The organism is Candidatus Symbiopectobacterium sp. NZEC135 (genome assembly GCF_025962695.1).
Window position 1 is genome coordinate 1 of record NZ_JAGFPF010000083.1, and the last position, 11,486, is coordinate 11,486.

The following is an 11,486-nucleotide window of genomic DNA, read 5'->3' on the forward strand; positions in this document are numbered from 1 at the left end:
CAAACTGTATACTGATGCAGAAACAGGCGACTTTTCAACGCTGGCACAAACGGCGCATCGACTTAAAGGTGTGTTTGCCATGCTAAATCTGCACCCTGGCAAACAATTGTGTGAACAACTTGAGCGGCATATTACCGAACAGGCGAGTGAAGAAGTCAAACACGATATTGATGAGATCGACGAACTGGTCCGTGTATTATTGCAGCCTAATGGCCAACAAGACGAGTAAATAAAACGATGAGTAATTTAAACGTAATTATCGCTGACGACCATCCGATTGTCCTTTTTGGCATTAAAAAATCGCTTGAACAAATTGAGTGGGTTAACGTGGTGGGTGAATTTGAAGACTCAACATCACTGATCAATCACCTGCCGAAACTGGATGCCAACGTTTTAATTACCGATTTATCCATGCCCGGTGATAAATACGGTGATGGCATTACGCTTATCAAATACATCAAACGCCATTTTCCCCATCTGGCGATCATTGTACTGACCATGAATAACAACCCCGCCATTTTAAGCGCGGTGTTGGATCTTGATATCGAAGGCATTGTATTGAAGCAAGGGGCACCGACCGATTTGCCCAAAGCGCTGGCGGCCTTGCAAAAGGGCAAGAAATTCACCCCAGATAGCGTTGCCAAGGTGCTGGAAAAAATCAGCGCCAGCGGTTACGGCGACAAACGCCTGTCACCGAAAGAGAGCGAAGTGCTGCGCCTGTTTGCAGAAGGCTTTCTGGTGACGGAAATTGCCAAAAAGCTGAACCGCAGCATTAAAACCATCAGCAGCCAGAAAAAATCTGCCATGACCAAGCTGGGTGTTGATAACGATATTGCCTTGCTGAAATACCTCTCCTCCATCAACGGTGCCGAACCGGGAGAAAGTGCGTAAACACTGACATCTCCCGTTCGCACTGTCTCCCCGTCGTTCCTGTTGACGCAGGAACGACGAACACTACCGTTGACGAACACTACAGTTAACGCACTTACGTTGCACTACCCCGCTGTTCACGCACTTGCTCGCTGTACTGCGACAAACACTGTTGCAGCACATCCAGCGTAACCGGTTTCGATAAACAGTTATCCATCCCCGCTGCCAGACAGCGTTGTCGTTCTTCCGCAAGCGCGTTGGCGGTGACGCCAATCACCGGCGCTTCCCAGTGCTGCGCGCGCAGGGTACGCGTCAGCGTATAGCCATCCATATTCGGCATGTTGACATCGGTCAGCACGATATCAGCCGTTTGCTTTGCCAATGTGCTCAGCGCATCCACACCGTCGTTAGCGGTAATCACCTGATAGCCCAGCGATCCGAGCTGATCGGCGAGCAAACGACGGTTGATCGGATGATCGTCCACCACCAGAATCAATATGTCGCTATTGTCCACCAGGTTATAGTGCGCTTGGGCGCGTGTACCCGGCACGGCTGAGGTTTCCTCTTCCCCGTCTTTATTGCGGCACAGACGTTCCAGCAGCGCGGGCAAATCTGGCAATCCGGCGGTGCTTATTACCCAGCGCCCAGCCTCACTCTCTTGTGCGCTACCAATGTGCACGTGATTAAACAACACACTCCAGCGCGAAAGCGACGGCGTAGCCTGCGGATAATCGCTGATAACGATGTCGTCTTCCTGCACGACCTGATCAGAATAACGGGCAGCAGAGAGACCGTATTGATGCAGCAAGCTGAGCGCATTGTGCTCAAGACTGGCATTACGCATCCGCAGCCAGCAGGTTTTCTGCCTGAGCGCATCGCTGACCGTCGGCGTTTCATAACGTGCCTGATAGAGCGGGATACGAATACCGAACTGACTGCCCAGTCCGGGTTCCGATATCAGCGACATATCGCCATCCATCAGGTTCACCAGTTTTTCACAGATAGCCAACCCCAACCCGGTGCCCTGAAAATGGCGCTGAACACCGCTGCCTGCCTGGAAAAAAGGATCGAACAGCTTGAGCGCTTCGCGGGGATTGATCCCCACGCCAGTATCCCGTACCCAAAATTCGAGATAGCCGTCAGTGCAACTCACCTGAAAGATAATGCAGCCGGTATCGGTAAATTTAATCGCATTGCTCACCAGATTCGAGAGCACCTGCTGCAAGCGCACCGGATCGCCGGACAAGGTTGCTGGTACCGAGGGATCGATAAAGCAGTAGAGCGTCAGATTTTTTCGTACCACCAGCGGCAGATAGTTGCTGGTGATGTGACTGACCACTTCCTGCGGGGTAAAAATAGCCGGTTCGATTTTAAGCTGTTCCGACTCTATCTTGGAAAAATCGAGAATATCGCTGATGATTTTGAGCAGCAGTGCCGAAGAGTTCTGCATCGCCGCCGCCAATCGATTCGCATCTTTCGACAGGCTTTTGGTACGGAGCAAATCCAGATTACCGATAATCCCGTACAGCGGCGTGCGCAGTTCATGGCTGACGGTAGCCAAAAACATCGATTTCGACTGGCTCGCCTGTTCAGCGGCATTGGCCATTTCTTGCAGAGACTCTTCCATCTTCACCCGCGCGCTCACATCGGAGAGCACGCAAATCGCCACATTTTCATTGCGATAACGCGAATGGACGAAACTGATTTGCAGGTGATGGTTCCGGCTGGTGAGCACATCGACATATTTTGATTGCTGTTCACAGATAATGCGCGTGATCTTGAGCCGGTCTTCATGGGTTAACAAATTCAGGTAGTTATGCGCCAGTTCGTTGCTAAGCAGGTTAGTGCCGTCGCTGATGCGTAAAATACAGATGCCTACCGGCGCAGAGGCCACGATTTTACGGTTAAACTGTTCGTTCTCTTCCAGTTGAAAGGCGTTAATCTGCGCGGGCATAAACATCTTGCGTTCGAACGTCCAGGCGAGAATAAACAGCACCAGCGCAGAAAGCAGGTTTAACAACACGATGTTGATAATCAGCGAGTTTAACTGCGAGAGCAGCACGCTGAACGGCATGAAATAGACGATATTAAAGGTGGTTGGCGGTAAGGCTTTCTTCAGAATAATTTCGTCGTAACCGTCCACATAACCAAAATAGGTGCGATCGTTCGGGTAACTGGACGTTATCGAGCCATTGCGCTCTTTATCGGTAAATTGCAGCAGCGGCTGATTGAACTGATCGAGCAATTTGGCTCCGACCGTAAATTTGCCTGCGGCAACAAAATCATCCAGGCGGATGGTTTGCTCGATACCCATCAGGGTTTCCAGACGATCCCCTTTATAAATCGGGGTGATGGCATACAGATAGCCAATATCGGGATCGGAGGCCGGGGTTATCCAATACACCGTTTCATCGCGCCATTCCCCCTGCGTCGCATGCCTTTTATCGGCAAAACGTTCTTGCAGGTTCTGCAACAAATTATCGCGATCCAGCGCCTGATTACGGATACCGAAATCCATCATGCACTGCCAGGCACCATCGACAAAAAATACCCGGTTCAGATCGTACACCGTAGAGAAGTTATCCTGCCAATCGGTAAAAAAAGCGCTGACGGCATCTAACTGCCCTTTTTGGGTCTGATAGATCGCCTGACAGTCTGCACCTGCGGCTAAGGGATAGAGCGAAAGCAGCGGTGTGCGCAGGGTATTGGCAGCAGGCGGCGTGGCGTGCGCGGGTGCCATATTAACATGGCTGACGGCCACATAGCGTAATTCCCGCACAATATCCGTGGTGCGACGAATATACTCCTGCGACTGATCGTAGCTCTGGTTATATTCCAGACGTAACTCAGCTTCTTTATCGTTAAGTACCTTGCTGAAATAGAAGATGGAAATCAGCGCCCCCAGCATCCATAACATCATCGCCAGCACCCTGAACAGGTAGCGGGAAATTTTCAGCGTCGTGTGAAATGAAGCGAGGTATTTCAAAGTTATTCCATCAAGTCGGTAAACGGTTGCAGGGGAAAGGCTTGTCGATACAGTACCGAGAGCGCATAAAAAAAGCCAGCATCTGAGGTGCTGGCTTTGGTTTCACCGGTGTAGCGCGCGATTATTCGTCGTCAGCCACATCGTCGTCGGTTTCGGCATCATCAATGCCGTCTTCTTCTTCGGCGACTTCACCCGGCGCGGTTGCCACGCTGTCGAGCTCTTCATCTTCAACTGGCTCAGCAACACGTTGCAGCCCTACCACGTTTTCATCTTCCGCGGTGCGGATAAGCGTCACGCCTTGGGTGTTACGGCCTACGATGCTGACCTCAGAGACGCGGGTGCGCACCAGCGTACCGGCATCGGTGATCATCATGATCTGATCCAGCTCATCAACCTGCACCGCACCGACAACCTTACCGTTACGCTCGCTCACTTTGATAGAGATAACGCCTTTGGTCGCACGGGATTTGGTCGGGTATTCACTCACTGCAGTACGCTTACCGAAGCCGTTTTGCGTGACGGTAAGGATATCACCTTCACCGCGCGGCACGATCAGAGACACGACGCGATCGTCGCCCTGAAGGTTGATACCGCGCACACCGGTAGCGGTACGCCCCATCGCACGCACAGCCGCTTCGGAGAAACGCACCACCTTGCCTTCGGCAGAGAACAGCATCACTTCGTTCTCACCGTCAGTCAAATCAGCACCGATCAGCTCATCACCCTCATTGAGGTTAACGGCGATAATCCCTTTCGAACGTGGATTGCTAAACTCGGTCAGCGCCGTTTTCTTCACCGTACCGCTGGCGGTCGCCATAAACACGTTTTGGCCTTCTTCGTATTCACGCACTGGCAGAATGGCAGTAATGCGCTCTTCCGGCTCCAACGGCAACAGGTTGACGATCGGACGCCCACGCGCACCGCGGCTCGCTTCTGGCAGTTGATACACCTTCAGCCAGTAGAGGCGGCCACGGCTGGAGAAACAGAGGATAGTGTCATGGGTGTTAGCCACCAGCAGACGGTCGATAAAATCTTCTTCCTTGATGCGTGCCGCTGACTTGCCTTTGCCCCCACGACGCTGCGCCTCATAGTCGCTCAGCGGCTGGTATTTGACATAGCCCTGATGGGAAAGCGTAACCACCACATCTTCCTGATTGATCAGGTCTTCGATATTGATGTCAGCACTGTTAGCGGTGATTTCAGTACGGCGTTCGTCACTGTACTGTGCCTTGATGGCTTCCAGCTCTTCACGGATGACTTCCATCAAACGCTCAGGGCTGGTCAGAATGCGCAGCAGTTCAGCGATCTGCAACAGCAACTCTTTGTATTCATCCAGCAGCTTTTCATGTTCCAGACCGGTCAGTTTTTGCAACCGCAGATCCAGAATCGCCTGAGCCTGCTGCTCGGTCAGGTGGTATTTACCGTCGCGGATCCCGAATTCCGGCTCCAGCCAGTCAGGGCGCGCAGCATCATTACCCGCTCGCTCCAGCATCGCCGCAACGTTGCCCAGATCCCAGGCACGCGCAATCAATGCCGCCTTGGCTTCTGCCGGCGTTGGTGCATTACGAATCGCTTCAATAATCGGATCGATATTTGCCAGCGCAACCGCCAGGCCTTCTAAAATATGGGCACGCTCACGCGCTTTGCGCAGTTCAAAAATGGTTCTGCGCGTCACCACTTCACGACGGTGACGAACAAAGGCAACCAGAATGTCCTTAAGCGGCATGATCTTCGGCTGGCCCTGATGCAATGCCACCATGTTGATGCCGAACGAAACCTGAAGCTGAGTCAGCGAGTAGAGGTTATTCAGTACCACTTCACCCACCGCATCGCGTTTGATCTCAATCACGATACGCATGCCGTCTTTATCAGACTCATCGCGCAATGCGCTGATGCCTTCGACGCGTTTCTCTTTCACCAACTCGGCGATTTTTTCAATCAGACGCGCTTTGTTCACCTGATAGGGAATTTCGTGCACGATGATGGTCTCACGACCATTTTTGTCGTCCACTTCCACTTCGGCGCGTGCGCGGATGTAAATTTTGCCGCGCCCGGTGCGGTATGCTTCTTCAATGCCGCGTCTGCCGTTGATGATCGCGGCGGTCGGGAAATCCGGCCCTTTGATATGCGCCATCAACCCTTCCAGGCTGATGTTTTCATCTTCGATATACGCCAGGCAACCGTCGATCACTTCCGTCAGGTTATGGGGCGGAATGTTGGTCGCCATCCCCACGGCGATACCGGAAGAACCGTTCACCAACAGGTTAGGAATACGTGTCGGCATCACATCGGGGATCTGTTCTGTGCCGTCGTAGTTAGGCACAAAATCGACGGTCTCTTTTTCCAGATCCGACAGCAGTTCGTGGGCGATTTTCGACATGCGAATTTCGGTATAACGCATGGCTGCCGCTGAGTCGCCGTCTATCGACCCGAAGTTACCCTGACCATCTACCAGCATGTAGCGCAGGGAGAAAGGCTGCGCCATGCGCACGATAGTTTCATACACGGCGGAATCACCGTGCGGGTGGTATTTACCGATAACGTCGCCGACCACACGGGCCGATTTTTTATAGGGTTTGTTCCAGTCATTTCCCAGCACGCTCATCGCGTACAGCACGCGTCGGTGCACGGGTTTTAAGCCGTCACGAACATCAGGCAAGGCACGCCCGACAATAACGGACATGGCATAGTCCAGATAGGAGTTTTTCAACTCATCTTCGATATTGACCGGTGTTATTTCTCTGGCAAGGTCGCTCATGGAGCCGCTATCCCTCTATTAATGCATCAACCCGAGTTCAAAAGGTGGAAAATGATAGCACAAAACCCACCTGACAGGGAAAATACGCGCACCCGTAATGACGCTTTTCTTTCATTCACCGCCTTTTGCATCGCCCAGACCAAAAGGAGAATCGCTACTACATCCTGCCTACACCCGATATACTCACCGCAGATGAGAATAACAAAAGGTTGTATACCGCATGAACGCAGAAACACAGACGCAGAATGTCGATCATGATGAAATCGCCAAGTTTGAAGCCGTCGCTTCCCGCTGGTGGGATTTGGAAGGTGAATTCAAACCGCTGCACCGCATCAACCCGCTGCGACTTGACTACATCGCGCGCCGCGCCGATGGGCTGTTTGGCAAGCAGGTGCTAGATGTCGGGTGTGGCGGCGGCATTCTGGCGGAGAGCATGGCGCGCGAAGGTGCAGAGGTTACCGGATTAGACATGGGGGCTGAACCGTTGCAGGTTGCCCGACTGCACGCGCTGGAGAGCGGCGTCAGCGTGCAGTATGTGCAGGAAACCGTGGAGTCTCACGCCGCGGCGCACGCCGGGCACTATGACGCGGTGACCTGTATGGAGATGTTGGAACATGTGCCAGATCCGCAATCGGTAGTACGCGCCTGTGCCGCCTTGGTCAAACCCGGCGGACACGTGTTCTTCTCTACCATCAACCGCAATGCAAAAGCCTGGTTATTGATGATTTTCGGCGCTGAATACGTGCTGAAAATGGTGCCGAAAGGCACCCATGACGCGAAGAAATTTATTCGCCCGGCGGAGTTATTGCATTGGGTGGACGAGACCCCGCTGGCGGAACAGCACATTACCGGTCTGCACTATAACCCGCTGCGCGATCGTTTCACGCTCGGCCCTAATGTGGACGTAAACTATATGCTGCATACGCAGCGCGGCGCTGAATAAGTCAGCGTTGGCTGGCTTTATCGCTTGCCTTTGCAACGCCGATTGGTGATATCGTCGCCAATCGGCCATTCCCTCGACTGTCATAACCTTAGACGCTGATCAAATTAAGAATTTTCTGTACGCAGAAAAAAGCGGCAATCGATCAATTTTTTATTTTTTTATCCCCATCCATTGACAAAAGTTAAGGCCGCAACGCTACAGGCATTTAGCCAGTGTGTAACAATTCCTCCCCATGTTATCCACAATTTCGGTGTGTTTTGTTCACTTGCAATAGCCGAAGATTCTCACTATCTTGTTATCATTCAAAACCAAAACCCCTATATGTAGTGTTTACCCCACACACCGCAGCACTAGACTGTCGTGTGCGTTTTCGATCGGGAAAACGCTACTACATTGGGAAAAACGGATAGGTACTACACCACATGAACCAGAGCCTGCTAGTAACCAAACGCGATGGCAGCAAAGAACGCATCAATCTGGACAAGATTCACCGGGTGATTACCTGGGCAGCAGAAGGCCTGCACAATGTGTCAGTGTCCCAAGTCGAACTGCGCTCCCACATTCAGTTTTATGACGGCATCAAGACCGCCGACATTCATGAAACCATTATTAAAGCTGCCGCCGATCTGATTTCACGTAACAGCCCGGACTACCAATATCTGGCTGCACGTTTAGCCATTTTCCACTTGCGTAAGAAAGCCTACGGCCAGTTTGAACCACCGACGTTGTTCAATCACGTCACCAAAATGGTGGAACTGGGCAAATACGATACCCATTTGTTGCAGGACTACACGCCAGAAGAGTTCGCTCAGATGGACGCTTTCATCGATCACTGGCGCGACATGACCTTCTCTTACGCTGCGGTCAAGCAGTTGGAAGGGAAATATCTGGTGCAAAACCGCGTCACCGGTGACATCTACGAAAGCGCCCAGTTCCTGTATGTACTGGTGGCGGCCTGCCTGTTCTCCGGCTACCCGCGCGAAACGCGTCTGGATTACGTCAAACGCTTCTATGACGCGATTTCCACCTTCAAGATTTCGCTGCCAACGCCAATCATGTCCGGCGTGCGTACCCCAACCCGCCAGTTCAGTTCCTGCGTGTTGATCGAGTGCGGCGACAGCCTGGATTCCATCAACGCCACCTCCAGCGCTATCGTGAAATACGTTTCACAGCGTGCCGGTATCGGCATTAACGCCGGTCGTATCCGCGCGCTGGGTAGCCCAATTCGCGGCGGTGAAGCGTTCCATACTGGTTGTATTCCGTTCTATAAACATTTCCAGACCGCTGTGAAATCCTGCTCACAGGGCGGCGTGCGCGGCGGTGCGGCAACGCTGTTTTACCCGCTGTGGCATCTGGAAGTGGAAAGCCTGCTGGTGCTGAAGAACAACCGTGGCGTGGAAGGCAACCGCGTACGTCACCTCGATTACGGCGTGCAGTTGAACAAGCTGATGTATCAGCGTCTGGTCAAAGGGCAAGAAATTACCCTGTTCAGCCCTTCTGACGTGCCCGGTCTGTATGACGCGTTTTTCGCCGATCAGGACGCGTTTGAACGCTTATATCAGCAGTATGAAAAAGACGACAGCATCCGCAAAAAATCCATGAAAGCGGTCGATCTGTTCTCACTGATGATGCAAGAGCGCGCCTCGACCGGCCGTATCTACATTCAACACGTCGATCACTGCAACACCCACAGCCCGTTCGAACCGACCATCGCACCGGTGCGTCAGTCCAACCTGTGCCTGGAAATTGCGCTGCCAACCCATCCGCTGGAAGACGTCAACGACGAAAAAGGCGAGATCGCGCTCTGCACCCTCTCCGCGTTCAACCTTGGCGCATTGAATAGCCTGGACGATTTGGAAGACCTGGCGCGCCTGGCAGTACGTGCGTTAGACGCCCTGCTGGACTATCAGGATTACCCGATTCTGGCCGCCAAACGCGGTGCTATGGGCCGCCGCACGCTCGGTATTGGCGTTATCAATTTTGCTTACTATCTGGCGAAAAACGGCGTGCGCTACTCCGACGGCAGTGCCAACAATCTGACGCACAAAACCTTTGAAGCCATTCAGTACTACCTGCTGCAAGCCTCAAACGAGTTGGCGCGCGAACAGGGTGCCTGCCCGTGGTTTGACCAAACGACTTATGCCCGTGGCGTGCTGCCTATTGACACCTACAAGCGCGATCTGGACGGTATTTGCAGCGAACCGTTGCATTATGACTGGGAAACACTGCGCGACAGTATCAAAACACACGGTCTGCGTAACTCCACGCTCTCTGCGTTGATGCCATCGGAAACTTCGTCACAAATCTCCAACGCCACCAACGGTATTGAACCACCGCGCGGGCACATCAGTATCAAGGCGTCAAAAGACGGCATTTTGCGCCAGGTGGTGCCGGATTACGAAACCCTGAAGGATGCCTACGAGTTACTGTGGGAAATGCCGAACAATGACGGCTACCTGCAATTAGTGGGACTGATGCAGAAGTTTGTCGATCAGGCTATTTCTGCCAACACCAACTACGATCCGGCGCGCTTCCCGTCAGGAAAAGTGCCGATGAAACAGTTGCTGACTGACTTGCTCACCGCCTATAAGTTCGGGTTGAAAACGCTGTACTATCAAAACACCCGTGACGGTGCAGAAGACGTTCAGGAAGATATCCTGACCGATGCACAGGATGACGGCTGCGAAGGCGGTGCCTGCAAGATTTAAGCCGTTTCCCGCATAGGATATTGTTTACGTAAGTTTTTTTCAGGAGGCGGTTAAACGCCTCCTGTCCCTTTTTGGAGATACAGCCCTATGGCTTATACCACCTTCTCACAGAATAAAAACGATCAGCTTCTGGAACCGATGTTCTTTGGTCAGTCCGTTAACGTCGCGCGTTACGATCAGCAAAAATATGAAATATTCGAGAAGCTGATCGAGAAACAGCTCTCCTTTTTCTGGCGTCCCGAAGAGGTGGATGTGTCTCGCGATCGCATCGACTATCAGGCATTACCGGAACACGAAAAACACATTTTCATCAGCAACCTGAAATACCAAACGCTGCTGGACTCCATTCAAGGACGCAGCCCGAACGTCGCCTTGTTACCGCTGATCTCCATCCCTGAGTTGGAAACCTGGATTGAAACCTGGGCGTTTTCAGAAACCATCCATTCCCGTTCCTATACCCATATCATCCGCAATATTGTCAACGATCCGGCACTGGTGTTCGATGATATCGTCACCAATGAAGAGATTCTGAAACGTGCAAAAGACATCTCTTCTTTCTATGACGATCTGATCGAACTGACCAGCTATTACCACCTGCTGGGCGAAGGCACGCATCAGGTTAACGGTAAAACCGTCACCGTGAATCTGCATGCCCTGAAGAAACAGCTGTATCTGTGCCTGATGAGCGTCAACGCGCTGGAAGCGATTCGTTTTTATGTCAGTTTTGCCTGCTCATTCGCCTTTGCCGAACGCGAACTGATGGAAGGCAACGCCAAAATCATCAAACTGATCGCCCGCGATGAAGCGCTGCACCTGACCGGCACCCAGCATATGTTGAATCTGATGCGTTCCGGCCAGGACGATCCGGAAATGGCGCAAATCGCCGAGGAGTGCCAACAGGAATGCTACGACCTGTTTGTGCTGGCGGCACAGCAGGAAAAAGAGTGGGCGGAATACCTGTTCCGCGACGGCTCGATGATTGGCCTGAACAAAGACATTCTCTGCCAGTACGTTGAATACATCACCAATATCCGCATGCAGGCGGTAGGGTTGCCATTACCCTTCCAAACGCGCACTAACCCGATCCCGTGGATTAACGCCTGGCTAGTCTCTGACAACGTGCAGGTTGCTCCGCAAGAAGTGGAAGTGAGTTCTTATCTGGTCGGCCAAATTGATTCTGAAATCAACGCCGACGATCTGAGTGACTTCCAGCTCTAAGCC

At 52.4% G+C, this 11,486-nt stretch carries 7 protein-coding genes; 5 read left to right on the forward strand and 2 right to left on the reverse strand.

From position 1 onward, the window contains the following. Together J5224_RS21980 and rcsB are read left to right on the forward strand one after the other, a co-directional pair. Nucleotides 1-229 (forward strand): Hpt domain-containing protein (locus J5224_RS21980; protein WP_264627382.1); only part of this gene is annotated, 229 nt, incomplete at its 5' end. 8 nt (nt 230-237) lie between these two features. Beyond that, nucleotides 238-891, forward strand: coding sequence for a response regulator transcription factor RcsB (gene rcsB / locus J5224_RS21985; RefSeq protein WP_264627383.1), 654 nt, complete (start codon nt 238-240; stop codon nt 889-891). Between the two features lie 94 nt (nt 892-985). Here rcsB and rcsC read toward each other — a convergent pair whose 3' ends face one another. Both rcsC and gyrA read right to left on the reverse strand, forming a co-directional pair. Next, nucleotides 986-3,856: a two-component system sensor histidine kinase RcsC gene (gene rcsC / locus J5224_RS21990; RefSeq protein WP_264627384.1), complete on the reverse strand. Its 2,871-nt coding sequence runs from the start codon at nt 3,854-3,856 to the stop codon at nt 986-988. Nucleotides 3,857-3,977: 121 nt separating this feature from the next. Further along, on the reverse strand, nt 3,978-6,614 hold the full coding sequence (gyrA, locus tag J5224_RS21995) for a DNA topoisomerase (ATP-hydrolyzing) subunit A (protein WP_264627385.1): 2,637 nt from the start codon (nt 6,612-6,614) through the stop codon (nt 3,978-3,980). A 220-nt stretch (nt 6,615-6,834) separates the two neighbouring features. On the opposite strand from gyrA, the gene ubiG reads away from it, so the two are divergent. The 3 genes from ubiG (at nt 6,835) to nrdB (ending at nt 11,483) form a co-directional block, all read left to right on the forward strand. Continuing rightward, nucleotides 6,835-7,557, forward strand: a complete 723-nt coding sequence (gene ubiG, locus J5224_RS22000) for a bifunctional 2-polyprenyl-6-hydroxyphenol methylase/3-demethylubiquinol 3-O-methyltransferase UbiG (protein WP_264627386.1) — start codon at nt 6,835-6,837, stop codon at nt 7,555-7,557. Nucleotides 7,558-7,979: 422 nt separating this feature from the next. Next, nucleotides 7,980-10,265: a class 1a ribonucleoside-diphosphate reductase subunit alpha gene (gene nrdA, locus J5224_RS22005; protein ID WP_264627387.1), complete on the forward strand. Its 2,286-nt coding sequence runs from the start codon at nt 7,980-7,982 to the stop codon at nt 10,263-10,265. 87 nt (nt 10,266-10,352) lie between these two features. Then, the gene (gene nrdB / locus J5224_RS22010; RefSeq protein ID WP_195314691.1) at nt 10,353-11,483 is read left to right on the forward strand and encodes a class Ia ribonucleoside-diphosphate reductase subunit beta; all 1,131 of its coding nucleotides are present in this window, start codon (nt 10,353-10,355) and stop codon (nt 11,481-11,483) included. Nucleotides 11,484-11,486 lie beyond the last annotated feature (3 nt).

Excerpts from the sequence above, each read along its gene's own strand:
- rcsB (WP_264627383.1), top strand. The coding sequence starts at position 238 with ATGAGTAATTTAAACGTAATTATCGCTGACGACCATCCGATTGTCCTT.
- gyrA (WP_264627385.1), bottom strand. The coding sequence starts at position 6,614 with ATGAGCGACCTTGCCAGAGAAATAACACCGGTCAATATCGAAGATGAG.
- ubiG (WP_264627386.1), top strand. The coding sequence starts at position 6,835 with ATGAACGCAGAAACACAGACGCAGAATGTCGATCATGATGAAATCGCC.
- nrdA (WP_264627387.1), top strand. The coding sequence starts at position 7,980 with ATGAACCAGAGCCTGCTAGTAACCAAACGCGATGGCAGCAAAGAACGC.
- nrdB (WP_195314691.1), top strand. The coding sequence starts at position 10,353 with ATGGCTTATACCACCTTCTCACAGAATAAAAACGATCAGCTTCTGGAA.